The 26,732-nt window shown below is 73.3% G+C and carries 21 protein-coding genes; 11 read left to right on the top strand and 10 right to left on the bottom strand.

Annotation, left to right across the window (positions count from 1 at the left end):
• The first annotated feature begins 10 nt into the window (after nt 1–10).
• Both AC07AW_RS00200 and AC07AW_RS00195 read left to right on the top strand, forming a co-directional pair.
• A complete protein-coding gene (locus AC07AW_RS00200; RefSeq protein ID WP_478813305.1) occupies nt 11–556 on the top strand; it encodes a GNAT family N-acetyltransferase in 546 nt (181 codons plus the stop codon).
• A gap of 109 nt (nt 557–665) precedes the next feature.
• Nucleotides 666–2,369, top strand: coding sequence for a proline--tRNA ligase (locus AC07AW_RS00195; protein ID WP_478813304.1), 1,704 nt, complete (start codon nt 666–668; stop codon nt 2,367–2,369).
• 65 nt (nt 2,370–2,434) lie between these two features.
• On the opposite strand, the gene AC07AW_RS00190 is transcribed toward AC07AW_RS00195, so the two are convergent.
• From AC07AW_RS00190 to AC07AW_RS00175, 4 genes are read right to left on the bottom strand one after another with little or no spacing between them, the layout of a single operon-like run.
• Nucleotides 2,435–3,346, bottom strand: a complete 912-nt coding sequence (locus AC07AW_RS00190; protein ID WP_478813303.1) for a slipin family protein — start codon at nt 3,344–3,346, stop codon at nt 2,435–2,437.
• 45 nt (nt 3,347–3,391) lie between these two features.
• Nucleotides 3,392–4,291 carry an aminoglycoside phosphotransferase family protein gene (locus AC07AW_RS00185; protein WP_478813302.1) on the bottom strand — a complete coding sequence of 300 codons (900 nt, stop codon included), beginning with the start codon at nt 4,289–4,291 and terminating at the stop codon, nt 3,392–3,394.
• 46 nt (nt 4,292–4,337) lie between these two features.
• Nucleotides 4,338–4,754 carry a ferritin-like domain-containing protein gene (locus AC07AW_RS00180; RefSeq protein WP_478813301.1) on the bottom strand — a complete coding sequence of 139 codons (417 nt, stop codon included), beginning with the start codon at nt 4,752–4,754 and terminating at the stop codon, nt 4,338–4,340.
• Nucleotides 4,751–5,302, bottom strand: coding sequence for a hypothetical protein (locus AC07AW_RS00175; RefSeq protein WP_478813300.1), 552 nt, complete (start codon nt 5,300–5,302; stop codon nt 4,751–4,753). Before AC07AW_RS00175 ends, AC07AW_RS00180 begins: the two co-directional genes overlap by 4 nt.
• A gap of 168 nt (nt 5,303–5,470) precedes the next feature.
• Here AC07AW_RS00175 and rimP point away from each other — a divergent pair, with 168 nt between their 5' ends.
• The 9 genes from rimP (at nt 5,471) to AC07AW_RS00130 (ending at nt 17,190) form a co-directional block, all read left to right on the top strand.
• The gene (rimP, locus tag AC07AW_RS00170) at nt 5,471–5,968 is read left to right on the top strand and encodes a ribosome maturation factor RimP (RefSeq protein WP_478813299.1); all 498 of its coding nucleotides are present in this window, start codon (nt 5,471–5,473) and stop codon (nt 5,966–5,968) included.
• Between the two features lie 2 nt (nt 5,969–5,970).
• Entirely contained in the window at nt 5,971–6,966 is a 996-nt protein-coding gene (gene nusA, locus AC07AW_RS00165) for a transcription termination factor NusA (RefSeq protein ID WP_478813298.1), read from the top strand.
• Between the two features lie 74 nt (nt 6,967–7,040).
• Nucleotides 7,041–7,322, top strand: a complete 282-nt coding sequence (locus AC07AW_RS00160) for a YlxR family protein (RefSeq protein WP_359515628.1) — start codon at nt 7,041–7,043, stop codon at nt 7,320–7,322.
• A gap of 149 nt (nt 7,323–7,471) precedes the next feature.
• A complete protein-coding gene (infB, locus tag AC07AW_RS00155) occupies nt 7,472–10,564 on the top strand; it encodes a translation initiation factor IF-2 (protein ID WP_478813297.1) in 3,093 nt (1,030 codons plus the stop codon).
• Between the two features lie 143 nt (nt 10,565–10,707).
• Nucleotides 10,708–11,001 (top strand): DUF503 domain-containing protein, encoded by a 294-nt coding sequence (locus tag AC07AW_RS00150; protein WP_478813296.1) that lies wholly within the window; start codon nt 10,708–10,710, stop codon nt 10,999–11,001.
• Nucleotides 11,002–11,031: 30 nt separating this feature from the next.
• Nucleotides 11,032–11,472, top strand: coding sequence for a 30S ribosome-binding factor RbfA (gene rbfA, locus AC07AW_RS00145; RefSeq protein WP_189806164.1), 441 nt, complete (start codon nt 11,032–11,034; stop codon nt 11,470–11,472).
• Nucleotides 11,469–12,368 carry a tRNA pseudouridine(55) synthase TruB gene (gene truB, locus AC07AW_RS00140; RefSeq protein ID WP_478813295.1) on the top strand — a complete coding sequence of 300 codons (900 nt, stop codon included), beginning with the start codon at nt 11,469–11,471 and terminating at the stop codon, nt 12,366–12,368. The genes rbfA and truB overlap by 4 nt, the downstream gene beginning before the upstream one ends.
• Nucleotides 12,369–12,573: 205 nt before the next feature.
• The gene (locus tag AC07AW_RS00135) at nt 12,574–16,197 is read left to right on the top strand and encodes a trypsin-like peptidase domain-containing protein (protein WP_478813294.1); all 3,624 of its coding nucleotides are present in this window, start codon (nt 12,574–12,576) and stop codon (nt 16,195–16,197) included.
• Nucleotides 16,198–16,236: 39 nt separating this feature from the next.
• Nucleotides 16,237–17,190 carry a bifunctional riboflavin kinase/FAD synthetase gene (locus AC07AW_RS00130; protein WP_478813293.1) on the top strand — a complete coding sequence of 318 codons (954 nt, stop codon included), beginning with the start codon at nt 16,237–16,239 and terminating at the stop codon, nt 17,188–17,190.
• A 385-nt stretch (nt 17,191–17,575) separates the two neighbouring features.
• Here AC07AW_RS00130 and AC07AW_RS00125 read toward each other — a convergent pair whose 3' ends face one another.
• The 6 genes from AC07AW_RS00125 to AC07AW_RS00100 all read right to left on the bottom strand — a co-directional run bounded on the left by AC07AW_RS00125 (nt 17,576) and on the right by AC07AW_RS00100 (nt 26,731).
• The gene (locus AC07AW_RS00125; RefSeq protein WP_478813292.1) at nt 17,576–18,538 is read right to left on the bottom strand and encodes an ABC transporter ATP-binding protein; all 963 of its coding nucleotides are present in this window, start codon (nt 18,536–18,538) and stop codon (nt 17,576–17,578) included.
• The gene (locus tag AC07AW_RS00120; protein WP_478813291.1) at nt 18,535–19,500 is read right to left on the bottom strand and encodes an ABC transporter ATP-binding protein; all 966 of its coding nucleotides are present in this window, start codon (nt 19,498–19,500) and stop codon (nt 18,535–18,537) included. Before AC07AW_RS00120 ends, AC07AW_RS00125 begins: the two co-directional genes overlap by 4 nt.
• Nucleotides 19,497–20,393, bottom strand: coding sequence for an ABC transporter permease (locus AC07AW_RS00115; RefSeq protein ID WP_478813290.1), 897 nt, complete (start codon nt 20,391–20,393; stop codon nt 19,497–19,499). The genes AC07AW_RS00120 and AC07AW_RS00115 overlap by 4 nt, the downstream gene beginning before the upstream one ends.
• Nucleotides 20,390–21,451 (bottom strand): ABC transporter permease, encoded by a 1,062-nt coding sequence (locus tag AC07AW_RS00110; protein WP_478813289.1) that lies wholly within the window; start codon nt 21,449–21,451, stop codon nt 20,390–20,392. Before AC07AW_RS00110 ends, AC07AW_RS00115 begins: the two co-directional genes overlap by 4 nt.
• A gap of 3 nt (nt 21,452–21,454) precedes the next feature.
• Nucleotides 21,455–23,287: an ABC transporter substrate-binding protein gene (locus AC07AW_RS00105; protein ID WP_478814352.1), complete on the bottom strand. Its 1,833-nt coding sequence runs from the start codon at nt 23,285–23,287 to the stop codon at nt 21,455–21,457.
• Nucleotides 23,288–23,479: 192 nt separating this feature from the next.
• Nucleotides 23,480–26,731, bottom strand: a complete 3,252-nt coding sequence (locus AC07AW_RS00100) for an SCO5717 family growth-regulating ATPase (protein WP_478813288.1) — start codon at nt 26,729–26,731, stop codon at nt 23,480–23,482.
• Between the last annotated feature and the right edge of the window lies 1 nt (nt 26,732).

The raw sequence follows: 26,732 nt of genomic DNA, 5'->3' as shown, positions 1-26,732 counted from the left end.
GGTGCGCCGCATGGATGACGCAGAGGTCATGATCGGTCCGGTCAATCTCGCCGCCCGGGTGGACGAGGCCCTCGCCGTGCAGGCGGTCGCCTTCGGCCTGGACGCCGGCGAGGTCGCCGTACGCCGCCACATCGTGCTGCGCCACCTCCTCAGCCCCGGCGCCCGCGCCTACGGGGCCACCACCCCCGACGGACGGCTCGTCGGCTTCGTGTACGGGATGCCCAACGACCGCACCCACTGGTGGTCCACCGTCGTCGAGACGTACCTGCGGGCCACCGGCACCGCCGACTGGCTCGACGACTCCTTCGTCATCACCGAACTCCACGTCCACCCCGACTTCCAGGGCCGGGGCGTCGGCCGCGAGCTGATCACCACCATCACCGACAGCGCCGCCGAACCGCGCTCGATCCTCTCCGCGATCGACACCGACAGCCCCGCCCGCGGCCTCTACCGCACCCTCGGCTACGTCGACCTCGCCCGGCAGGTCCACTTCCCCAGCGCCCCCCGCCCGTACGCGGTGATGGGCGCCCTCCTGCCGCTCAAGCGCCGGAACTGATTTCTCCTGCCAGGGGCGGCCCGGCTAACCTCGGGCCCATCACGCCCCCAAACTCTCGGCTTCGCTCGAGCAGGGGGGACCCCCTTGTCCCGGCAGGAGTACGAGAACCATGGCCAACGCACCGGTCCAGCGCATGTCCCAGTTGATGGCGAAGACGCTGCGCGACGACCCGGCGGACGCCGAGGTCCTCAGCCACAAGCTCCTCGTCCGCGCCGGCTACGTCCGCCGCACCGCCGCCGGCATCTGGAGCTGGCTGCCCCTCGGCAAGAAGGTCCTCTCCAACATCGAGCGGATCGTCCGCGAGGAGATGGACGCCATCGGCGCGCAGGAGGTCACCCTGCCCGCGCTGCTGCCCCGTGAGCCCTACGAGGCGACCGGCCGCTGGGACGAGTACGGCGCCGAGCTCTTCCGCCTCCAGGACCGCAAGGGCGGCGACTACCTCCTCGGCCCGACCCACGAGGAGATCTTCACCCTCCTGGTGAAGGACCAGTGCTCGTCCTACAAGGACCTGCCCGTGATCCTCTACCAGATCCAGAACAAGTTCCGCGACGAGGCCCGCCCCCGCGCCGGCATCCTGCGCGGCCGCGAGTTCCTCATGAAGGACTCGTACTCCTTCGACACGGAGGACGAGGGCCTCGCCCAGTCCTACGCCCTGCACCGCCAGGCCTACCAGCGCGTCTTCGAGCGCCTCGGCCTCGACTACCGCATCGTCGCCGCCACCGCCGGCGCCATGGGCGGCTCGAAGTCCGAGGAGTTCCTCGCCCCCGCCGAGGCCGGCGAGGACACCTTCGCCGACTGCCCGAACTGCGACTTCGCCGCGAACACCGAAGCGGTGTACCAGACGGTGAAGCCGGTCGACGGCTCGGCCGTCGCCGCCGCCGAGGAGATCCCCACCCCCGACACCCCGACGATCGAGACCCTCGCGGCCTCCCTCGGCGTGCCGGCCTCCGCGACCCTGAAGAACCTCCTCGTGAAGGTCGACGGCGAGATCGTCGCGATCGGCGTCCCCGGCGACCGCGAGGTCGACATGGGCAAGGTCGAGGACCACTTCGGCCCGACCGCCACCGTCGAACTGGTGACGGAGGAGGACTTCGTGCAGCGCGCCGACCTCGTCCGCGGCTACGTCGGCCCCCAGGGCCTGGAGAAGGTCACCTACATCGCCGACCCGCGCGTGGCGCCCGGCACCGCGTGGATCACGGGTGCCAACAAGGAGGGCATGCACGCGAAGAACGTCGTCGCGGGCCGTGACTTCGAGGTCGCCGAGTACGTCGACGTCGTCGTCGTCCAGGACGGCGACCCGTGCCCCAAGTGCGGCACCGGCCTCAAGCTGGACCGCGCCATCGAGATCGGCCACATCTTCCAGCTCGGCCGCAAGTACGCCGACGCCCTCAAGCTCGACGTCCTCGGCCAGAACGGCAAGCCGGTCCGCGTGACCATGGGCTCGTACGGCATCGGCGTCTCCCGCGCGGTCGCGGCGCTCGCCGAGCAGACCGCCGACGAGAAGGGCCTGTGCTGGCCGGCCGAGGTCGCCCCCGCGGACGTCCACGTCGTCGCCGCCGGCAAGGCGCTCCAGATCGAGCTGGCCCTGGAGGTCTCGGAGAAGCTCTCCGCGGCCGGCCTCCGCGTCCTGGTCGACGACCGCGCGGGCGTCTCCCCGGGCGTCAAGTTCACCGACGCGGAGCTCATGGGCGTCCCGAAGATCCTCGTCGCCGGGCGTCGCTCGGGCGAGGGTGTGGTGGAGCTGAAGGACCGCCGGACGGGCGAGCGCGAGGAAGTCACGGTCGAAGAGGCCCTCACCCGCCTGACGGCGTAACGGAACGGGCGTGGGACGGGACCTACGCGCCCCCGTCCCACGCCCGTGCGGGCCCGCAGCGAGCGTCAGGCGCTCGGTTCGTGGGGCGTCGGTTCCACCGACGTGCCCGTCAGGTCCTCCACCGCCTCCTCAGCCGCAGCCCGCCCCTTCAGATACGCCTCGCTCAGCGGCGCCGGCGCCGCCGTCGTCGTCGACGCCTCCGCCTCCCCCGGACCCGCCGGCGTCGCGCGTTCCAGGAACCTCAGGAGTTCCACCGGGATCGGCAGGACCAGCGTCGAGTTCTTCTCCGCGGACACCGCCATCACGGTCTGCAGCAGCCGGAGCTGAAGCGCGGCCGGCTGGTCCGACATCACCCCCGCCGCCTCGGCGAGCTTCTTCGAGGCCTGGAGTTCCGCGTCCGCGTTGATGACCCGCGCGCGCCGCTCGCGGTCCGCCTCCGCCTGCCGGGCCATCGAGCGCTTCATGGTCTCCGGCAGAGACACGTCCTTGATCTCGACCCGGTCGATCGCGACGCCCCAGCCCATCGCCGGGCTGTCGAGCATCAGCTCGAGACCCTGGTTGAGCTTCTCCCGGTTGGACAGCAGGTCGTCGAGGTCGCTCTTGCCGATGATCGACCGCAGCGAGGTCTGCGCCATCTGGGAGACCGCGAACTTGTAGTCCTCGACGCGGACCAGCGCGTCGGCGGCGTCGATGACCTTGAAGTAGACGACCGCGTCGACGCGTACCGTCACGTTGTCACGGGTGATGCCCTCCTGCGCGGGCACGGGCATCGTGACGATCTGCATGTTCACCTTGTGCAGGCGGTCGACGATCGGAACGATCATCGTGAAGCCGGGGGAGCGGATGTCGCTGCGCAGCCGACCGAAGCGGAAGACGACGCCGCGCTCGTACTGCTTGACCACCCGCGCGGCCGCGCCCGCGTACACGGCGATCACCGCGGCCGCGCCGGCCGCCGCCATCAGCACTTCTTGGATCATCACGGCCCCCTGGATTGAGCCGAACGGTACAAAAAGGGTATTCCCCTACAGCCAGCTCGCGAACTCCAGAAGCAGCTCGGCGTCCTGCCGCCGCCCCGCCGTCAGCGCCCGCGTCCCCGACTCGACCGCGCGGAACAGGGTCCAGCCGCGCAGCCGCTCCCGCTCCAGGTCCAGGGAGTCCGCCAGCTTGTTGACCCGCCGCCGGGCCGCCGAGGCGCCCGAGGACGCGGCCACCAGGTCCTCGACCCGGTCCCGTACGAGCCGGGCGAGGTCGTAGGCCCGCTCGCCCACCAGCGGCTCGGGCCCGACCGCCAGCCAGGGCGTCCGGTCGCCGGCGAGCACCTTGCCCTGCCGGAAGTTCCCGTGCAGCAGCACCGTCTCCGTCTCGGCCGCCACGAGCTCCTCGCGGGCCGCGAGCGCCGCCGCCGTCAGTTCCCCGGTCGCCGGGTCCGCGCGGTACGGCTCCATCGCCCGAGCCTGCCGGGCCGTCCGCTCCGCAGCCGTCTCGAAACCGTGCCCCGCCGGGGGTTCGACCCAGAGCTTCCGTACGGTGCCCGCGGCCTCCAGGAGCGCCTTCGCCTCCGGCAGCGAGCGCAGCGAGACCTCGGGGTGCAGCCTTTCGAGGACGAGCGCACCCTCCCCGGCCGCGTCGAGGAGCTGGACCGCGCCCCAGCCGTTCCAGTGCGCCAGGGCGTCCCGTTCGAGGTCCGGCCGGGTGAACGGCGGCGCGATCTTGAGCGCGGCGGGGGAGCCGTCGGAGCGCCGGACGAGCACGACCAGGCTGCTCCGTCCGCCGGGGGCCATCACCCGTTCGGTGTCCAGGGACGCCTGGGCGAGCGCCTGCTCGGCGAGGTCGGGCAGCTTTCCGAGCCACTCGGCCGCCGCGGCGTCCCCGTACGTCTCACCGAGCGTCCTGGTCAGTCGCTGCGGCGGTTCGAAACCCATGCGTACGTTGTTCCTTCGGTCGGTGCGGGACTCGGTCGGGGCGGGACTACACCCGCTCGGCGAGCCCAGGAAAGGTTACGTCGCTGCCGCGCCAGCGGACGGCCCGTACAGCCGCCTCCCGGAGCGCGGCGGCCGCCTCGCCCCGTGCGCGGCCCTCGGTGGCGCGGACGAGGTCGGAGTAGACCCCGGCCACCCGGTCCTCCAGGACCGCCGCGAGCCGTACCGCGCCGGCCGGGTCCGCGACCCGGAACGGCAGCTCGTACGCGGCCTCCGCCGCCACCGGCGTCCCGCCGAGGTCCCGCACGGTCCGGCGCAGGGCGTCCCGCCGGGCCCGGTGGGCCTCGTACGCGGAGGTGGCCTCGGCCCGCCGCTCGGTGCCGATCCGGCCGCCGACGACCCCGTACCCGTACACCGCGGCGTGCTCGGCGGCCAGCGCGGCCTGGGTCGCGACGAGGGCGCTCATGCCCGGGCTCCTTCGGTCAGCAGATAGGCGTGGGCGGCGCCGGAGGCCGCCACGGAGGCGAGCAGCCGGGCGTACTCGGGCGGGGCGGTGAGCAGCGCGGCGGTGTGGCCGTCGGAGGCCGTGCGCTCGGCGGCGGCGAGCTCCTGGAGAGCGGCCCGGGGGTCGGTCGCCACCCGTACGGGCGTGGGGGAGGCCGTGGGTTTCCGGGAGGGCGAGGCGGAGGCCCCGGCCGTCGCCTGCTTCACCGTCGTGCCGCCCTCCCCGAGCGCCTTCGTGTGCGCCGCCACCGCGCTCCGCAGGGGGGTCAGCCGGGTCGTCAGGACGGGGTGGGCGGCGAGCGTCGCGTCGTAACGTTCCAGCAGGCCGCGCGCGGCGGTCACCGACCGCAGCCGCAGGGCCGCCTCGGCGCGCGCCACCCGTTCGGCCTCCCGTTCGGCGGCGCTCGGCCGCCGGGGCCCGCCGTCCGAGGAGGAGGTGCAGGCCGCGAGGGCCGTCGCTCCCGCCGCCGCGCCCGCCACCAGGAGTGCGCGCCTGCCCGTCGTCGTCACGCCTTCTCCCCCGTCTGCCGTCCGCCGTCGAAGATCGCCGAGATCACCGCAGGCGAGCGTACCCGCGGGCCCCGGGGCGATGGACGGCAACACCCTCCCGGACCGGATACCCTTTGTGCTGACACGCGACGAACCCACAACAGCACACGCGGCCGAGGAGTCACCCGGATGAGCACCACCCAGAGCGACAGGCTGCGCGGACTCGTGGAGCCGCTCGTCGCCGCGAAGGACCTGGATCTGGAAGAGATCGAGGTGTCCCGGGCCGGCCGCCGCGGACTGCTGCGGATCGTCGTCGACTCGGACGAGGGCGTGGAGCTGGACGCCTGCGCCGAGCTGAGCCGCGAGATCTCCGAGAAGCTCGACGAGACGGACGCGATGGGCGAGGGCGAGTACGTCCTCGAAGTCAGCTCCCCGGGCGCCGAGCGCCCTCTCTCCGAGCACCGCCACTACGTGCGCGCCACCGGCCGCCTGGCCAAGCTCCAGCTGGTCGAGGGCGGGGACCTGGTCGCGCGCATCCTCGCCGTGGACGAGGACGGCCTCGACATGGAGGTGCCGGGCGTGAAGGGGCGCAAGCCCACCGCCCGACGGGTCGAGTTCGCCGAGATCGCCAAGGCGCGTGTCGAGATCGAGTTCAACCGCAAGGACAAGAAGGAAGAGGAGGCGTAGCCGTGGACATCGACGTGAAGCTCCTGAAGGGCTTGGCACAGGAGAAGGAAATCTCCTTCGAGATGCTGGTCGAGGCGATCGAGTCGGCCCTCCTCATCGCGTACCACCGCACCCCCGACGCCCGTCGCCACGCGCGCGTGGAGCTGAACCGGGCCACCGGTCACGTGACGGTGTGGGCGAAGGAGGACCCCTCCGACCTGGAGGAGGGCCAGGAGCCCAAGGACTTCGACGACACCCCGTCGGACTTCGGCCGGATCGCGGCGAGCACCGCCCGTCAGGTCATCCAGCAGAGGCTGCGTGACGCCGAGAACGACGTGACCTTCGGCGAGTACGCCCGCCGCGAGGGCGATGTCGTCGCCGGTGTGGTGCAGCAGGGCAAGGACCCGAAGAACGTCCTCGTCAAGCTGGACGACAAGCTGGAGGCCATCCTTCCGGTGCAGGAGCAGGTGCCGGGCGAGGACTACACGCACGGCCTGCGGCTGCGCACGTACGTCGTCCGGGTGGCGAAGGGTGTCCGCGGTCCGTCCGTCACCCTCTCGCGCACCCACCCGAACCTGGTGAAGAAGCTCTTCGCCCTGGAGGTGCCGGAGATCGCCGACGGTTCCGTCGAGATCGCGGCGATCGCCCGCGAGGCCGGTCACCGCACCAAGATCGCCGTGCGTTCCACCCGTTCGGGCCTGAACCCCAAGGGCGCCTGCATCGGCCCGATGGGCAGCCGTGTCCGCAACGTGATGGCGGAGCTGCTCGGCGAGAAGATCGACATCGTCGACTGGTCGGACGACCCGGCCGAGATGGTGGCGAACGCGCTCTCGCCGGCGCGGGTCTCCAAGGTCGAGATCGTGGACCTCGCCGCCCGCTCCGCGCGCGTGACGGTGCCGGACTACCAGCTGTCGCTCGCGATCGGCAAGGAGGGCCAGAACGCCCGCCTCGCCGCGCGTCTCACCGGCTGGCGGATCGACATCCGTCCGGACACGGAGCCGGCCGGTCCGCAGGACTGAGACCGTTTTTGGCCAACAGCTGTTCGATTTTTGCCCCGAACGGGTGAGGTCGGTGCGGGGAGGTAGACTTAATAGTGTCTGGCCGGACGCATGCCTGCGCGTGCCCTGAGCGAACCTGTGTGGGATGCCGGGAGCGAGCGGCCAAGAGCGATCTGCTGCGGATCGTGGTGAATAAGGACGAGTGCGTCCCTGATCATCGCGGTACGCTGCCCGGCCGGGGTGCGTACCTGCACCCCGCCGTGGTCTGTCTCGACCTGGCGGTCCGCCGCCGGGCCTTCCCGAGGGCCTTCAAGGTCCAGGGACCGCTCGACACGGAGGCACTCCGCCACCACGTCGAGCAGACGGCACCGCAGTGAACAAGAAGTACGGCACGGAACACCGTGCGGTCAGGTACCTCGCGAGTTGGAAGTAGGTCGAGATTGCGATGAGCACTCGATGAGTACGCGATGAGTACGCCCATGAAGTAGCGACGGTCCGGCGGTAACCGGACCTATAAAGGAGCGAAGTGGCTAAGGTCCGGGTATACGAACTCGCCAAGGAGTTCGGTGTGGAGAGCAAGGTCGTCATGGCCAAGCTCCAAGAACTCGGTGAATTCGTCCGTTCGGCGTCCTCGACGATCGAGGCGCCGGTCGTGCGCAAGTTGACTGACGCTTTGCAGGGTTCCGGCGGCAACGCCGGCAAGACCGCTGCCAAGCCCGGCGCGCCCCGCAAGGCTGCGCCTTCCCCCGCGGCGCCGTCTCCGGCCGCCGCGGCACGTCCCGCTGCTCCGAAGCCCGGCGCCCCGGCCCCCAAGCCGGCCCCCGCCGCGCCTGCGGCGCCGGCTCCGGTCACTCCGGCCGCGCCCGCGAGCAGCACCCCCTCTCCGGCTCCGGCCGCCTCGGGCCCCCGCCCGGGCCCGAAGCCCGCGCCCAAGCCGGTCACGCCGGCTCCGGCCGCCCCGGAGTTCACCGCGCCCCCGTCGGCTCCCGCCGCCGGTCAGCGTCCCGGTGGCGCCACCCCGGGCCCCCGTCCCACCGGCGAGCGTCCCGCCCGCCCGGGTCAGGGTGCCCCCCGCCCGCAGGGCCAGGGTGCTCCGCGCCCCGGCGGCCAGCAGGCCCCCCGTCCGGGCGGTGCCCGTCCGGCCGGTCCCCGTCCGGGCAACAACCCCTTCACCTCGGGTGGCTCCACCGGAATGGCGCGCCCGCAGGCGCCCCGTCCGGGTGGCGGCGCTCCCCGTCCCGGCGGCCCCGGTGCCGCTCCGGGCGCCCCGCGTCCGCAGGGTGGCCCCGGTGGCGCCCCGCGTCCGCAGGGTCAGGGCGGTGCCCGTCCCACCCCCGGTGGCATGCCTCGTCCGCAGGCTCCCCGTCCGGGCGGCGCGCCCGGCGGTAACCGTCCGAACCCGGGCATGATGCCGCAGCGTCCCGCTGCCGGCCCGCGTCCCGGTCCTGGCGGTCGTGGCCCCGGTGGCCCCGGCGGTCGTCCGGGTGGTCCCGGCGGTGGCGGCGGCGGTCGTCCCGGCTTCGCCGGTCGTCCGGCCGGTCCCGGCGGTGGCGGCGGCGGCTTCGCCGGTCGTCCCGGTGGTCCCGGTGGCGGCGGCGGTCGTCCGGGTGGTCCCGGCGGCGGTGGCGGCGGCTTCGGCGGTCGTCCCGGTGGCTTCGGTGGCCGTCCCGGCGGTCCGGGTGGCCGTGGTGGCACGCAGGGCGCCTTCGGTCGTCCCGGCGGTCCCGCGCGTCGTGGTCGCAAGTCGAAGCGTCAGAGGCGCCAGGAGTACGAGGCCATGCAGGCCCCGTCCGTGGGCGGCGTGATGCTGCCTCGCGGCAACGGCGACACCATTCGCCTGTCGCGCGGTGCCTCCCTCACCGACTTCGCCGAGAAGATCGGCGCCAACCCGGCGTCGCTCGTCGCGGTGATGATGAACCTCGGTGAGATGGTCACGGCCACGCAGTCCGTCTCCGACGACACGCTGACGATGCTCGGCGAGGAGATGAACTACACGGTTCAGATCGTCTCGCCGGAGGAAGAGGACCGCGAGCTCCTCGAGTCCTTCGACATCGAGTTCGGCGAGGACGAGGGCGGCGAAGAGGCTCTGGTCTCCCGTCCGCCGGTCGTCACCGTCATGGGTCACGTCGACCACGGTAAGACCCGACTGCTCGACGCGATCCGCAAGACGAACGTCGTCGCGGGCGAGGCCGGTGGCATCACCCAGCACATCGGTGCCTACCAGGTGGGTACCGAGGTCAACGGCGAAGAGCGTCGCATCACCTTCATCGACACCCCGGGTCACGAGGCGTTCACCGCCATGCGTGCCCGTGGTGCGAAGTCGACCGACATCGCGATCCTCGTGGTCGCGGCCAACGACGGCGTCATGCCGCAGACGATCGAGGCGCTCAACCACGCCAAGGCCGCCGGCGTCCCGATCGTCGTCGCGGTCAACAAGATCGACGTCGAGGGTGCGGACCCGGTCAAGGTCCGCGGTCAGCTGACCGAGTTCGGTCTGGTGGCCGAGGAGTACGGCGGCGACACGATGTTCGTCGACATCTCCGCCAAGCAGGGTCTGCACATCGACTCCCTGCTGGAGGCCGTCGTCCTCACCGCCGACGCCTCGCTCGACCTCCGGGCCAACCCGGACCAGGACGCGCAGGGTATTGCGATCGAGTCCCACCTCGACCGTGGTCGTGGTGCCGTCTCGACCGTCCTGGTCCAGCGCGGAACGCTGCGCATCGGCGACACCGTGGTGGTCGGCGACGCGTACGGCCGCGTCCGGGCGATGCTCGACGACAAGGGCAACAACGTCGAGGAGGCGACCCCGTCGACTCCCGTCCTCGTCCTGGGTCTCACCAACGTCCCGGGTGCCGGCGACAACCTCCTGGTCGTCGACGAGGACCGTACGGCCCGCCAGATCGCCGAGAAGCGCGCTGCGCGTGAGCGCAACGCCGCCTTCGCCAAGCGCGTCCGCCGGGTGTCCCTCGAGGACCTCGACAAGGTGCTCAAGGCCGGTCTCGTCCAGGAACTCAACCTCATCATCAAGGGCGACGCGTCCGGTGCGGTCGAGGCCCTCGAAGCCTCGCTGCTCCAGCTCGACGTCGGCGAAGAGGTCGACATCCGTGTCCTGCACCGCGGTGTGGGTGCGGTCACCGAGTCGGACATCGACCTGGCCATGGGCTCCGACGCCATCGTCATCGGCTACAACGTCCGTGCGGCCGGCCGTGCCGCGCAGATGGCGGAGCGCGAGGGCGTCGACGTCCGGTACTACTCGGTCATCTACCAGGCGATCGAGGAGATCGAGGCGGCGCTCAAGGGCCTCCTCAAGCCGGAGTACGAAGAGGTCGAGCTCGGTACGGCGGAGATCCGCGAGGTCTTCCGCTCGTCCAAGCTGGGCAACATCGCCGGTGTTCTCATCCGCTCCGGCGAGGTCAAGCGCAACACCAAGGCGCGACTCCTCCGCGACGGCAAGGTCATCGCCGAGGACCTCACCATCCACGGTCTGCGCCGCTTCAAGGACGACGTCACCGAGATTCGTGAAGGCTTCGAGGGTGGTATCAACCTCGGAAACTACAACGACATCAAGATCGACGACGTCATCGCGACGTACGAGATGCGCGAGAAGCCGCGCGCGTAACGCGTAAGGCTGCGTCCGGGGCCGGTCGGCGGAAGATATTTCCGTCGATCGGCCCCGGCCGTTGCGTGTACGGTTCTGGTGTTCCTGCCAAGCGACGGCATGGCGGGCCACCGAACCCGAACCGGCGGGACATCCGGCACCACATGTACGTGGGGACTCTGTCCTTCGACCTGCTCCTCGGCGACGTCCATTCGTTGAAGGAGAAACGCTCCGTCGTCCGGCCCATCGTCGCCGAGCTCCAGCGCAAGTTCTCCGTGAGCGCGGCCGAGGTGGGTGAACAGGACCTCCACCGCAGGGCCCGGCTGGGCGTCGCGCTGGTGTCCGGGGACCCGGGGTTCGTATCGGACGTGCTCGACCGCTGTGAGCGGCTCGTCGCCGCGCGTCCGGAGGTGGAGCTGCTGTCGGTACGCCGCAGGCTCCACACTGATGAAGACTGATTTGAGCAAGGCAAAGAAGGAGAAGGACCAGTGGCCGACAACGCGCGGGCGAAGAAGCTGGCAGACCTCATCCGGGAGGTGGTCGCCGAGAAGCTGCAGCGCGGCATCAAGGACCCCCGCCTGGGTACGCACGTGACCATCACGGACACCCGCGTCACCGGTGACCTGCGGGAGGCCACGGTCTTCTACACGGTCTACGGCGACGACGAGGAGCGCGCGAGCGCCGCGGCCGGCCTGGAGAGCGCCAAGGGCATCCTCCGTTCGGCCGTGGGCCGGGCGGCGGGGACCAAGTTCACCCCGACCCTGACCTTCGTGGCCGACGCCCTCCCGGAGAACGCCCGCACCATCGAGGACCTCCTCGACAAGGCGCGCGCCTCCGACGCGCAGGTCCGTCAGGCCTCCTCGGGCGCCACCTTCGCGGGTGACGCCGACCCCTACAAGAAGCCGGGCGAGGACGAAGCCGCCGAATGAGCAACACGACCAAGACGCCCGACGGCCTTGTCATCGTCGACAAGCCGTCGGGCTTCACTTCGCACGACGTCGTGGCCAAGATGCGCGGGATCGCCAGGACCCGCCGCGTCGGCCACGCCGGCACGCTCGACCCCATGGCCACGGGCGTCCTCGTCCTCGGCGTGGAGCGGGCCACCAAGCTCCTCGGTCACCTCGCGCTGACCGAGAAGGAGTACCTGGGCACCATCCGCCTGGGCCAGACGACGATCACCGACGACGCCGAGGGCGAGATCACGGCGTCGGTCGACGCTTCGAAGGTCACCCGCGAGCAGATCGATGCGGGCGTCGCCGAGCTGACCGGCGCCATCATGCAGGTGCCGTCGAAGGTCTCCGCGATCAAGATCGACGGCAAGCGGTCCTACGCGCGCGTGCGCGGCGGCGAGGAGTTCGAGATCCCGGCCCGCCCGGTCACCGTCTCCTCCTTCCGGGTGTACGACGTCCGCGAGGCGACCGCCGAGGACGGCACGCCCGTCGTCGACCTCGTCGTCTCGGTGGTGTGTTCCTCCGGTACGTACATCCGGGCGCTCGCCCGGGACCTCGGCGCCGGACTCGGCGTGGGCGGCCATCTGACCGCGCTGCGCCGCACCCGGGTCGGCCCCTACAAGCTGGACTCGGCGAAGACCCTGGACCAGCTGCAGGAGGACCTCACGGTCATGCCGGTCGCCGAGGCGGCCGAGGCGGCGTTCCCGCGCTGGGACGTCGACGAGAAGCGGGCGAGGCTGCTGCTCAACGGCGTCCGCCTGGAGATGCCGGAGTACCCGAAGGGGCCCGTCGCGGTCTTCGGACCGGAAGGGAAGCTGCTCGCGCTGGTCGAGGACCAGCGGGGCAAGGCGAAGAGCCTGGCCGTCTTCGGCTGAGCCGATCCCTCTGTCGTGGGGCGGGCACGCGCACGTGCCCGCCCCACGCCTTTCCCCCCATCGTTTCCCCCGGGAAGTGTCTGTCCCGCGGAGCCGCCGAAATTCACCCCATCGGGGAGGCGCTCGGAGTGAACGGGGGAGTGTCAGGGGGCGCGTTTCCCCGCAGGCGCCTTGGGGTGATCACCGGCCGCCTACCGTCGACACCATGGGAAGCGGGGACCTGGCGACGCTGGTGCGCATCTGCGATCCGGCGGGCCGGCCACGCGGCACCGGTTTCCTCGCCGACCACCACGGAACGGTCGTCACCAGCCACGAAGCCGTCGACGGGCTCAGCCGTGTCGTCCTGCACGCCCCCGGCGACCGGACCTGGCTCGCCGAGGCCGAGGCTGTCACGCCGCTGCCCGAGAGCGGCCTCGCGCTCGTACGGACCGAAGGACTCGGCGGCCGGCCGCTGCCGCTCGCGACCCGGCCCGAGATCGAACCCGGCACGTACGTGCGGATCGCCGCCCAGGGCTGGCGCGAGGCCCGCGTCCTCGGCCCCGCCTCCGTCACGTACACCGCCGCCGACCGCTTCCACGCCCTCGCCGACGCCCTCGAACTCGCCATCGGCACCGAAGGCGCCGACGCGCTCCGCCGCGGCGGACAGGCCGCCGGAGGCCCCGTCCTCGACACCGTCACCGGCACCGTCCTCGCCGTCCTCGGCACCGCCCTGCACGGCGACCGCCAGGCCGCCGGATACGCCGTGCCGCTCCGGTCCGCCGGACCCCTCACCGCCCTCCTGCGGCGCAACGCGGCCACCGTCCCCGCCTACGGCCCCGACCTCAACCTCGCCGCCATCCTCGAACTCACCGCCACCTCCACCGGGCCCGTACGCGAGCCCGACCCCTGGCCCGAGCCCGTCGAACGGCCCGACTGCGTCCGCGAGTTCGCCCGCTTCACGGCCGGCCACACCCCCGTCCTCGCCCTCGTCGGCGCCCCCGGCACCGGCCGCACCACCGCCCTCGCCGCGCTCTGCGCCCGCCGCGCCTGGGGCGTCGCACCCGCGCCCACCGTCCGGCTGCGCGGCGCGGACCTGCGCGCCAAGGACCACTCGCTCGCCGACGCCGTCGGCCGCGCCCTGCACCAGGCCGGCCGGATCGTCGCCGCCTCCGGGGCCCTCGGCGACACCACCACCGCCACCCCGGAGCGGGCCGCCGCCCTCGCCCGGGACGCGGGCCGCCCGCTCCTCGTCGTCCTGGACGGCCCCGAGGAGATGCCGCCGCTCCTCGCCCACCGGCTCGCCGACTGGACGACGGCCACCGAGCGCTGGCTCCGCGCCCACCAGGTGCACCTCGTCACCGCCTGCCGCCCCGAGCACTGGGAACAGGCCGGCACGCTCTACACCCCGGGCGCCCTGCACCGCCCGACGACGGGCGCCGACGACGGCCTGCCCGCCGCGCTCGCCCTCGGGCCCTACTCCGCGACGGAGGCCCGTGCCGTCCGCGAGGGGTACGGGATCAGGGAGAACGACCTCGCCCCGGCGGACGCCCGGCACCCGCTCGCCCTGCGGCTGCTCGCCGAGGTGCGGGCGGCGCTGCCCGGAGAAGTGCCGGGGCGACCGGGGCGCGAGGAGATCTTCACCGCCCACCTCGACCTGATGTGCCTGCGGGCCGCCGTCCGGATCGCCGCGGGCGACGGGCCCCTCGTCCGCGGGACGGCCGTCCGCCGGCTCGCCGCGCGGGTGACCGGCCGGCTGCACGAGGCGGCCCGCCGGTGCCTCGGCCCCGGGCACGGCGTCCTCGACCGGGCCTCCTTCGAGGAACTGTTCCCCTGGCGCGAGGGCTGGGCCTCGGCCGTCCTCACCGAGGGCCTCCTCGTCCCGGCGGGCTCCGGCTACCGCTTCGCCCACGAGGAACTCGCCGACTGGGTCCAGGCGGCCCACCTGGACCTGGACACGGCACTGGACGGCCTGGTGCACGGGCGCCCCGGGGACTCGCCACCCGCGCTGGTGACGGCTCCGGAGGCCGCCGATGACCCCGAGACGGACGCACCCGGCATCGTCGGCGGCCCCGAGACGGGCACACCCGGCGTCGTCGGCGGCGCCGAGGCGGGCGCCCCCGGCGTCGTCGGCGGCCGAGCGCCGGCCGCCCCCGGCGTCGTCGGCGAGGGTGCCGGGGGCGCTCCGACCGGCGGGGACCCCACCCTCGGCCTTCCCCGGCAGCGGGCCGGTGAGGCCCGGGCGCCGGGCGGGCCGCTGCCCGTGCCCCGGCATCGGATCGGGCCCGTGCTGCAGGCCCTGTTGCTTCTGCACCGGGAGCGGGGGCCCGCCGGGCTCGCGCCCCGGCTCGCCCGGCTCGCCGAGGCGCTCGGGCGGTTCGCGGGGGAGGGGGACGGCGGGGACGGGGCCTGGTGGGCCGCCCGGCTGCTGCGGGAGAGCGTGCTGCGGATGCCGGACCCGCGGCCCTATCTGCCCGTCCTGCGGCTGCTCGCCGACCTCATCGGCGCCCGCCCGGGGCCGCATCCGGTCTTCGCCTCCTTCGGGACCGCGTTCTGGACCGGTCTGCCACTCGGCGAGGACGAGCGGATCGATCTGCTGCGGCGCCTCGTCCCGGCCGGCGACGGCGCTCTCGACACCGTCGCCGCGATGCTCGTCGCCGACCCCCGGGGTGTCCAGCCGCTCCTCTGCCGCTGGTTCGGCGACCCCCGGCCCAGCGTCGCCACCGCCGCCCAGGCACTCCTGCACACCCACCGGGGGCTCGCCGTCGACGACCTCTGCGAGGCGCTCGTCGCCACCGCCCATCCGCTCGCCGACGGCCTCCTCGCCGCCCTCGCCCAGGACGAGCCCTCCGCGCTCTGCCGGGCCGTCGACCGCTGGGCCCACGACGACGGGCGCCCGGAGCGGCGCGTCGCGGCCGCCGCGTACGGACAGCTGGTCGCCGGACACGTCACCACCTCCGCCGACCGCGAGCTCCTCCGCTACGCCGCCCTCGCCCTGCTCGCCCGCCCCGGCGACCAGACCCTCCACGGCGCCGCCCTCGGCCTCCTCGTCCGCGACCCGCACAGCCGCGCCCGGCACCTCCCGCGCGCCCTGGCCGAGCCAGGGGTGCCCGCGTCGGCGCTCGCCGAGGCCCTCGCGACCCACCCCGAGGAGGCCCTCGCCGCCTTCCGGACCCGCCTGCAGGGCACCGGTGAGGCGCAGGCCGCAGCCCTGAGGGCCCTCGCCGAGGTCGACACGCCCGCCCTGGCCCGCCGGATCGCCGCCCTCGTCCGCGACCACGCCGCCCGCCACCCCGAGGGCGCCCCACTCGTCGCCGCCTTCGTCGACCGCCGCTTCGAGGACGGCCCGACCGCAAGGGCGGTCCTCTTCCCCCTGGTCACGGGCCTGATCCGGGGCCGCCCCGCCTCGCTCCGGCGCGCCCTCGCCCCCGTCCTCGCCGCCCCCGGCACCGGAGCCTCCCGCCATCTGCGGGCCGAGCTGCTCGACGTACTCCTGGAGCACGAGCGGTACGAGGCCGAGATCGGGGAGCTGACCGTCGTGGAGGCCCTGCTGCGGGCCGCCGCGGAGGGCGCGGAGCAGCGCAGCGCTCCCCGCACCAGGGAGCTCGTCCTCCGGGTCGGCGCGCTGTGCGTCCGTACCCCGGAGGGCGCCTGGCGGCTCGACCGGGCCCTCGCCTCGGCCGTCCGTGAGCTGCCCGCCTTCGCCCTGCTCCTCGCCGCCTGGACGGTCGCCGCTCCCGGCGACTGGGCCCCGCTGTTCGGTCCGGGGACCCTTGAGGCGCTGCGGAGTCCCGGCACTGCCATGCCGATGCGTACCGACGGCCGTGGACATGGCAGTCTTAGACCTGCGTAAAGGCGAACAGGGCGAACAGGCGGACGAGGAGCGGTCACAGTGCAGCGCTGGCGTGGCTTGGAGGACATCCCCCAGGACTGGGGACGCAGCGTCGTCACCATCGGCTCCTACGACGGGGTGCACCGCGGACACCAGCTGATCATCGGGCGTGCCGTCGAGCGCGCCCGAGAGCTGGGAGTCCCCTCCGTCGTCGTCACCTTCGACCCGCACCCCTCCGAGGTCGTGCGCCCCGGCAGCCACCCGCCGCTGCTCGCCCCGCACCACCGGCGTGCCGAGCTGATCGCGGAGCTCGGCGTGGACGCGGTGCTCGTGCTGCCGTTCACCGCCGAGTTCTCGCAGCTGTCCGCGGCCGACTTCATCGTGAAGGTGCTGGTCGACAAGCTGCACGCGAAGGCCGTCATCGAGGGCCCCAACTTCCGCTTCGGGCACCGGGCCGCGGGCAACGTCGCGTTCCTCACCGAGCTCGGTGCCACCTACGACTACGAGGTCGAGGTCATCGACCTGTACGTCAGCGGGGCCGCCGGCGGCGGCGAGCCCTTCTCCTCCACCCTCACCCGCCGCCTCGTCGCCGAGGGCGACATGGCCGGCGCCGCCGAGATCCTCGGCCGCCCGCACCGGGTCGAGGGCATCGTCGTCCGCGGCGCGCAGCGCGGCCGCGAGCTCGGCTTCCCGACGGCCAACGTCGAGACCCTGCCGCACACCGCGATCCCGGCGGACGGGGTGTACGCGGGCTGGCTGACGGCCGCGGGGGAGCGGATGCCGGCGGCGATCTCGGTCGGCACGAACCCGCAGTTCGACGGCACGGAGCGGACGGTCGAGGCGTACGCGATCGACCGCGAGGGCCTCGACCTGTACGGGCTGCACGTGGCCGTGGACTTCCTGGCGTACGTGCGGGGCATGCTCAAGTTCGACACGCTGGACGATCTGCTGCAGGCGATGGCGGGCGACGTGAAGCGCTGCCGCGAGCTGACGGAGGACTACGACCGCGCCTGACGGCGCCGCGGCACGGGCCCGCGCCCGGCTGGGCGGCGCCCCCGCCCCGTGTGGCCCCGCGCCCCGCGTGGGCGGCGCCCCGGCCCACCCCCGTGTGAGCCCGCGCGCGCGTGGGCGGCGCCCCACCGCCGTGTGGGCAATCGTCCCGCTGGGGCGGGACGGGTGGGCACACGGGACGGCGCCCATGCGGGCGCCTCCGCCTTCCGAGCCTGGACCCGCACCCCAGCGGCGGCGCACATCGTGGTGCGGGTCAGGGCACAGGAGCCTCGGGCGCCGGCAGGGCGCGGGTCCGTTGTGCCCACCCGTTCCGCCCTAGCGGAACGTATGCCCACAACGGGGTGGGCACCGCCCCAGCGGAACGGTGGCCCACGACGGAGCGGGGCGTTCAGCCCGCGGTCACCCAGTGGCACGCCACCGCCCGCTCCCCCCCGCCCGCCAAGACCGGCAGGTCCTCGCCCCGGCAGCGGTCCGCGACCGCCGTCGCCTCGCCCGAGGCGAGGAGCTGGCAGCGGGCGTGGAAGCGGCAGCCGGAGGGGATGCGGGACGGGTCCGGCGGCTCGCCGGTCAGCACCACCGGGGCGCCCTCCGACTCCGGCAGCACCGACAACAGGGCGCGTGTGTACGGGTGCTGAGGGTTCGTCAGGACCGACTCCACCGTTCCCGTCTCCACGACCCGGCCCAGGTACATCACCGCCACCCGGTCCGCGATGTTCCACGCGAGCCCCAGGTCGTGGGTCACCACCAGGGCGGACAGGCCGAGTTCGTCGCGCAGTCGCAGCAGCAGCGCCAGGATCTCGCCCCGTACGGACGCGTCGAGGGAGGCCACCGGCTCGTCGGCGACGATCAGTTCGGGCTCCAGGACGAGCGCGCCCGCGATGACCACGCGCTGCCGCTGCCCGCCGGACAGCTCGTGCGGGTAGCGGAGGAAGAACCGCTCAGGGGGGCGGAGCCCGGCCCGGGACAGGGCCTCGGCGACGGCCGTCCGTTCGTCCCCCTCGTAGCCGTGGATCCGCAGCCCCTCCGCCACCGCGTCGTACACGGTGTGCCGGGGGTTCAGCGAGCCGCTCGGGTCCTGGAGGACCAGCTGCGCCCGCTTCCGGTAGGCCCTGAGAGCGCCCGAGGAGTACGCGAGCGGCTGCCCGTCGAAGGTGACCGCCCCCGCCGTGGGCCTGACCAGGCCGAGCAGGGAGCGCGCCAGCGTCGTCTTGCCGCAGCCCGACTCGCCGACCAGGGCCACGATCTCCCCGGCGCCGATGTCCAGGTCCACGCCGTCCACCGCGCGCGCGGGCGACGCGCCCCGCCGGCCGGGGAAGGTCACGTGCAGTCCGCGCGCCGACAGCAGGCTCATGACGTGCTCCCCACGTGTACGCAGGCGGCCCGGCGCCCCGCGCCCGCCTCCCGCAGTTCCTGATCGAGCTCCGCGCAGACGTCCACCGCCACCGGGCAGCGCGGATGGAAGGTGCAGCCGGCGGGCAGGTCCGCCGGGTCCGGCGGGTCGCCGGGCAGGCCGCGCGGCGCCCGCCGGGACGCGAGGTCGCCGATCCGGGGGAACGCCGAGGACAGCGCCCGCCCGTACGGGTGCGCGGCCGCCTCGTACACCGCCCGCGCCGGCCCCTCCTCCACGACCCGGCCCGCGTACATCACGGCGAGCCGGTCGCAGGTGTCGGCGAGGACCGCCAGGTCGTGGCTGATCATCAGGAGGCTGATGGACTGCTCGGCGACGAGCCGCTCGATCAGCCGCAGGATCTGCGCCTGGATCATCACGTCGAGCGCGGTCGTCGGTTCGTCCGCGACGATCAGGCGCGGGTCGCAGGCGAGCGCCATCGCGATCATCACGCGCTGCCGCTGCCCGCCGGACAGCTCGTGCGGATAGGCGGAGGCCCGGGCCGCCGGAAGCCCGACGTGTTCGAGCAGCTCGCCGACCCGGGTGCGGGCCGCCGCCGGGGTCGCCCGGCCGTGCACGAGCAGCGGCTCGGCGATCTGGTCCCCGATCCGGTGCACCGCGTTCAGCGAGTGCATCGCGCCCTGGAAGACGATCGACGCGCCCGCCCAGCGCACGGCCCGCAGACGTCCCCACGACATGGCGAGGACGTCGTCGCCGTCGAGCAGGATCTCGCCCTCGATCCGCGCCGAGGCCGGAAGGAGCCGGAGCAGCGCGAGCGCGAGCGTGGACTTGCCGCAGCCCGACTCGCCGGCCACGCCCAGCTTGGTGCCCGACTCCAGGGTCAGGTCGACCCCGCGCACGGCGGGCACGGCGGCCGCGCCCGACCCGTACGTGACTCTGAGGTCCCGTACCTCCAGGAGGCTCATCGCCCCACCCCCAGCTTCGGGTTCAGCACGGACTCCACGGCCCGGCCGCAGAGCGTGAACGCGAGCGCGACCAGCGCGATCGCGATCCCGGGCGGCGCCAGGTACCACCAGTGCCCGGAGGAGACGGCGCCCGCCTCCCGGGCGTCCTGGAGCATCCCGCCCCAGGAGACCACCGTCGGGTCGCCCAGACCGAGGAAGGCGAGGGTCGCCTCGGTGAGGATGGCGGTCGAGATGCCGAGCGTGGTCTGCGCGAGGACCAGCGGCATCACGTTCGGCAGCACGTGCCGGGTCATGACGTGCCGGTGGCCGCCGCCGAGGGCGGTCGCCCGCTCGATGTACGGGCGGGACTCCACCGCGATGGTCTGCGCCCGCACCAGGCGGGCGGTGGTCGGCCAGGAGGTCACGCCGATCGCCAGGACCACCGTCCACATGGACCGGGACATGACCGTGGCGAGGACGATCGCGAGCACCAGCGTCGGCATCACCAGGAACCAGTCGGTGATCCGCATGACGACGGTCGAGAACCAGCCGCCGTAGTGCCCGGCGATGATGCCCACCAGGGTCCCGATGGCGACCGAGAGGGCCGCCGCGAGCAGGCCGACGAGCAGCGAGATCCGGGCGCCCCAGATGAGCAGGCCGAGCAGCGAGCGCCCGAACTGGTCGGTGCCGAGCGGGAACTCGGCGCTCGGCGGTTCCAGGGCCGTGCCCGGCGCCTGGGTCACCGACTGTACGTCGGAGCCGACGGTCCACGGGGCGGTGAGCGCGAGGAGGGCGATCAGGGCGAGGCCGACGAGGCCGTAGAGCCCGGCGCGACGGGTCCGGTACGACGTCCAGAAGCGCGCGACCGAACCCTTGCGGCGCTCCCATGCGAGAGAACGTGTCGGAGAGGTCATCGGCCCACCCGGGGGTCGAGCAGCGGATAGAGCAGGTCGGCGATCAGGTTCATCAGGATCATCGCGCCGGCGAAGACCACGAACAGGCCCTGCACGAGCGGCAGATCGGGCACGCTCAGCGCCTGGTAGAAGAGCCCGCCGAGCCCCGGCCAGGAGAACACCGTCTCCACCAGGATCGAGCCGGCCGCGACATGGCCCAGGTTGATGAAGATCATGGTGATGGTCGGAAGCAGCGCGTTCGGCACGGCGTGCCGGCGGCGCACGGCGTCGTCCCGCAGCCCCTTCGCCCGCGCCGTCGTCAGATAGTCGCCGCCCATCTCGTCGAGGAGCGAGGAGCGCATCACGAGCAGGGTCTGCGCGTAGCCGACGGCGACGAGCGTGACCACGGGCAGGACCAGGTGATGGGCGACGTCCAGGACGTACGCGAAACCGGTCTCGCCCGTGCCCGACTCCATGCCGCCGGTCGGGAAGAGCCCCGGGATCGGCCCCATACCCACCGAGAAGACGATGATGAGGAGCAGCCCGAGCCAGAAGGAGGGCACCGACCACAGGGTCAGCGCGATGCCGGTGTTCAGCTTGTCGCCGAGGCCGCCGTGCCGCCAGGCCGAGCGGGTGCCCAGCCACAGACCGAGCGCCGAGTAGATCACCACGGCGACCCCGGTGAGCAGCAGCGTCGCCGGGAGCTTCTCCGCGATGAGGTCCCCGACGGGGGCGCGGAACTGGAACGACGTGCCGAGGTCGCCGCTCAGCGCCTTGGCGCAGTAGTCGGTGAACTGCTGCCACAGCGGCAGGTCGAGACCGAACTGGCGGCGCAGTGTGGCGAGTTGCTCGGCGGAGGTGGGCACGCCGTGGGTCATCGCCTTCACCGGGTCACCGGGGATGATCCGGAAGAGGAAGAAGCTGGTGACCAGGACGGCGAGGAGGGAGACGAGCGCGCCGCCCAGCTTCCCCGCCGCGTGGCGGAGATAGCCGAGGGAGGAACCGGTGCGGGGTGCGCCGTCCGTGGCGCGGGCCTTCTCGGCCCGCGCCACGTCGGCGGGGGTGCTTGCCGTCGTCACGTACTACTCGCGGTCGTCGGCGGTGGAGCGGCGGCGCAGACCGAGGAAGACGCCGAGACCGACCACGACGACCACGGCCGCGGCGATGCCGATGATCACTCCGGTGGACGAGCCGCTGTCGGAGTCCTCGGCCGCGGCCGTGGGCACGGCGGACCACCAGCTCCAGTAGCCGTCCTGGCCCCACAGGTTCCCGGCGGCCTCGGGCATGGTGGTGATGGACTTGATCTGGTCCGTGCGGTACGCCTCCAGGGCGTTCGGGTAGGCCATGATGTTCATGTACCCCGTGTCGTACAGCCGGGACTGCATCCGCTTCACCAGATCCGCCCGCTTGGCCGCGTCGTACTCGACCGCCTGCTGCGCGTAGAGCCCGTCGAACTCCTGGTCGCAGATGAAGTTGTCGGTGGCGCCGGAGTCCTTCGGGGTCGCCGGGAGCGTGCCGCAGGTGTGGATGGAGAGGACGTAGTCCGGGTCGGGGTTGACCGACCAGCCGTCGAACGCGAGGTCGTAGTCGCCCTTGACCCAGGGGTCGGAGACGCTGTCCAGACACTCGACCTTCAGGCCGATGCCGAGCTTGCCCCACCACTCCTGGAGGTACTTGCCGACGGCCTTGTCGTTCGGGTCGGTGGCGTGACAGAGGATCCGGAGGTCCAGGGGCTTGCCGTCCTTGCCGAGCCGCTTGCCGGCGGCGTCCTTCCGGTATCCGGCGGCGTCGAGGACCTTCTCCGCCGCGGCCGGGTCGTAGGCCCGCTTCTGCGCGGTCTCCGGCTTCCAGAAGTACGAGCCGAAGCGCGGCGGGATGTACCCCTCGCCCTCGACGGCGTGGCCCTGGAAGACCTTGTCGACGAGGGTGGTGCGGTCGACGGCGAGGAAGAGCGCCTTGCGGACCTCCGGGTCGAGCAGCGCCTTGTTGCCGTTGCCGAAGGTCTTGCCGTCCTGGGCCTTGGCGCCCGGGTTGGTGGCGAGGGCGTAGAAGCGGCGGCCGGGGGCGTCGTTGACCTTGATGTTCTTCTGGGTCTTCAGGGCGGCGGCCTGGGCGGGCGTCAGGTTCGGTACGAAGGACACCTCGCCCTTCTGCAGGGCGGCGACGGCGGCGTCCCCGTCCTTGTAGTACTTGAAGACCAGTTCGTCGAACTGGGGTGCGCCCCGCCAGAACTTCTTGTTCGGCTTGAGCTTGATGTACTGGTCGACCTTGAAGTCCGTGATGACGAAGGGGCCGTTCCCGACGATCGGGAAGGCCTTGTCGTTGTTGAACTTGGAGAAGTCGGTGACCTTCTCCCAGACGTGCTTGGGCACGATCGGCACGTCGAGGGCCGTCATCGTCGCCTGCGGCTTCTTGAGCTCGATGACGAGGGTCTGCGGGTCGGGTGCGGTGACCTTCTTGAAGTTGGCCGTGAAGCTGCCGTTGGCGGTGGCGGCGTTCGGGTCGGTCATCATCTTGTTGAAGGTCCAGGCCGCGTCCTCGGCGGTGGCCTGCTGCCCGTCGGACCAGTTCGAGTCCTTGCGGATCGTGTACGTCCACGTCAGCTTGTCGGGCGAGGACGTCCACGCGGTCGCCAGACCCGGGACGGTGTGGGCGTCCTTCGGGTCGTAGTTCGTGAGGTACTCGTACGCCAGCCGGTGGATGCTGGTCGAGGTGAGCTTCTGGGCGAGGAACGGGCTCAGCGAGTCGATGCTCTGCGAGACGGCGACCGTGAGGGTGGTGCCGCCGGACTTCTCGTCCTCCGCCTGCGCGGTGCCGGGGACGACGACGAGGGAGCCGGTGGCGAGACCGGTGGCGAGCAGCAGTCGGAGGGCTCTTCGGGCAGGGGTGCGGCGGGGTGGAACCTTCGTGACCATGACCATGGGACGTGACCTCGCGTCGGAGTTTCTGTCGTGGATCTTGGGCTGACGATGGGTGAAGCGAAGGTGTATCAGCGGTGGTCTGCCGTCGTCAACGATCGCTCAAACCCCTTGTGGGCTGCGGGAACGCCAAGAGGCTCCGTATCGGTGAGCCGATACGGAGCCTCATTGGTCTAATCCTGTGACGCCCTACTGCTGAGGGGCTGGCGGCGCCTGCGGAGGGCCCTGCGGGTCCGCCTGCGGGGGCAGCGGCTGCCCCGGCTGGGACTCGCTTCCGTCCTGCGGCTGCTGCCAGGCCTGCGGCACGCCCGGCTGTCCGGGCTGACCCGGCTGCGGCGGGTACGGCTGACCCGCCGGAGGGCCGTACGGCTGTCCGGGGACGGGCTGGCCGGGCGCGAACTGACCCGGCATCGGGCCGGCCTGACCGGGCACCTGCCCCGGCATCGGCTGCCCCGGCATGGGCTGTCCCGGCTGCGGGTAGGCCTGCGGCGGGTAGGGCTGACCGGGCTGCGGCGCCTGGGGAGCGTACGGCTGACCGGGGACCGGCTGTCCCGGCGCGAACTGGCCGGGCAGCGGCTGACCGGGCACCTGACCCGGCATCGGCTGACCGGGCATCGGCTGACCGGGCATCGGCTGTCCGGGGACCGGCTGTCCGGGAGCGAACTGACCCGGCATGGGCTGTCCCGGCATGGGCTGGCCGGGCATCGGCTGACCCGGCATCGGCGGGGCCATGTGCGGCGGCAGCGCGCCCTGGCCGTCACCGGTCCACAGCCCCTGCGCCTGCTGCGCCCGTACGAAGTCCTCGGCCACCATCGCCGACAGGTGGAAGTACGCCTCCCGGGTCTTCGGCCGCATCATGTCGAGGTCGACCTCGGCGCCGGCGGACAGGTGCTCGTCGAAGGGCACGACCACGACACCGCGGCAGCGGGTCTGGAAGTGCTGCACGATGTCCTCGACCTTGATCATCTTGCCGGTCTCGCGGACGCCGGAGATGACCGTGATGGAGCGCTGCACCAGGTCCGCGTAGCCGTGGGCCGAGAGCCAGTCGAGCGTCGTCGAGGCGCTGGAGGCGCCGTCCACGGAGGGCGTGGAGATGATGATCAGCTGATCGGCGAGGTCGAGGACCCCGCGCATCGCGCTGTACAGCAGACCCGTACCCGAGTCGGTCAGGATGATCGGGTACTGCTTGCCGAGCACGTCGATCGCGCGCCGGTAGTCCTCGTCGTTGAAGGTCGTCGAGACGGCCGGGTCCACGTCGTTGGCGAGGATCTCCAGGCCGGACGGCGCCTGCGAGGTGAACCGGCGGATGTCCATGTACGAGTTCAGGTACGGGATCGCCTGCACCAGGTCGCGGATGGTCGCCCCGGTCTCGCGCCGCACCCGGCGGCCGAGCGTGCCGGCGTCCGGGTTGGCGTCGATCGCCAGGATCTTGTCCTGGCGCTCGGTGGCGAGGGTCGCGCCGAGCGCGGTGGTCGTCGTGGTCTTGCCGACACCGCCCTTGAGCGAGATGACCGCGATCCGGTAGCAGGAGAGGACCGGCGTGCGGATCAGGTCCAGCTTCCGCTGCCGCTCCGCCTCCTCCTTCTTGCCGCCGAGCTTGAAGCGGTTGGCGGCCCCGGGGTTCCGGCTGGACTTGGGCTTCTGCTTGTTGTTGCGCAGGAGCCGGTCGGAGGAGAGCTCGACGGCCGCGTTGTACCCGAGCGGGGCGCCCGGCACGGAACGCTCCCGCTGATCGTGCGTCACCGGCGACGGCCAGGCGGCACCGGTCCGCGGATCCACCGGCGGCTGACCGTCGTACGGCGGCTGCGGGGCCTGTGCGGCCTGCGGGGGTACGGCTCCGGGGTGCGGGTAGCCGTAGCCGCCGGGCGCCTGCGCCTGCGGCGGGACACCGCCGGGCGCGCCGGGCTGCTGCGGGTAGCCGTAACCGGCCTGCTGCGGAGGCGTCCCGGGGTGGGGGAAGCCGTAACCGCCCTGCGGGGCCGGGGGCTGGGGAGCCTGCGGGGCCTGGGGCTCCTGCGCGGGCTGCGGGTATCCGTAACCGGCGGGCGCCTGGGGCTCGGCCTGCGGCGGTACGGCCGCCCCGGGGGCCGGCCAGGGGGCGGCGGGCGGCATCGGCGCGGCCGGCGGCACCGGCTGGGCGCCCGGGGTGGGCTGCGCGGGCCACTGCTGCGCGGGCTCGGGGGCGGCCGGCTGGAAGGAGGGGGGCAGCGGGGGCAGCCCGGCCTGCGGGCCCGCGGCCGCGTACGGCCCGGGAGCGGCCGGGGCGCCGGGGAAGGCCCCCGGAGCGCCGGCGGCGGTGTCGTACGGACCGGGAGCCGTGCCGGGACCGAAGCCCTGCGGCGTGTCGGCGACCGGCTGCGCGGCGGGGAGGGGAGTGGCGGGAGCGGCGGAGACCTCCGCCTCGGTGCCGGTCTCGGCACCCGTCTCCGTCTCCGTCTCCGCGACGGGCGCGGCCGGCTCGTCCTCCGGGCCGGCGGTGTCGGCGGCGGCCTCGGCCGTCCCCTCGCCGTCCGAGCCGTCCGAGCCGTCCGAGCCGTTCGAGGCGTCCGACCCGTCCGACGAGCTCGACGCCTCGGCGGCCGCGGAGTCGTCGGTGTCCGTGGGAATGCCGTCCGCGCTGTCGGCGGCGAACTCGCCGGGAACGGCAGGGGAGTCCTGTGCGGTCTCCACCGCTTCGGCGGTGTCGGGCGTCGAGGACCCGGCGGAGGCGTCCGAGCCCTCCGCGTCCTCCGCCTTCTCGGCCGTGCGCTCGGCGATCTCGCGCTGGAGGGCGGCGGGGGAGAAGCGCATGGTGGCGCCGCTCTCGACGTCCCCGCCCCCGAAGGAGGCCGCGGGCGCGGGCGTCTCCGGAGCGGGCGCCGGGACGGGCGGCGCGGAAACGTGCGGCAGCGAGGCATCGGCCGCCGGCACACCCGGCACGGACGCACTCGGCACGGACCCACCCGGTACACCCGACACAGGCGCACCGGGCACCGGCGCACCGGGCGGGAACGCCGGCGCGGGAGCGCCCGCGGCAGGCGTGACGGGACCAGGAGCGGCAGGCGCGGGCGCACCCGGCGCACCGAAGGGAGGAACCCCCGCCGGAGGCACCGTCCCGGCCTGCGGCACCGGTGCGGGAGCCACGGGCGCGACCGGCGGGGCCACCGGAACAGGCGCGGGCGCAGGAGCGGCGGGCACCACCGGCGGGGCCGGCGGGGCGATGTTCCAGCCGGGCTCGAAGCCGCTGCCGGCGGGGAGGCCCGGCACGGCGACCGGCGCTCCGCTCGGCGGCGGGGGAGTGGCACCGCCCGCCCCCGTACCGCCCGACGCGTTCTGCGTGTACCAGGCGGGCGGGGTGTAGTCGATGGTGAACTCACCCGTCATCTCGGCGGGATCCGCGTCGGACTGATCGTCGGCGGGCGGATTCCAACCCCCGTGGATCTCGTCGCGATCGCCGTTCACT

It is taken from the genome of Streptomyces sp. NPDC044003, from assembly GCF_056435185.1.
The sequence above is the reverse complement of the archived record's forward strand: the minus strand, read 5'-3'. Positions and strand labels throughout refer to the sequence as shown.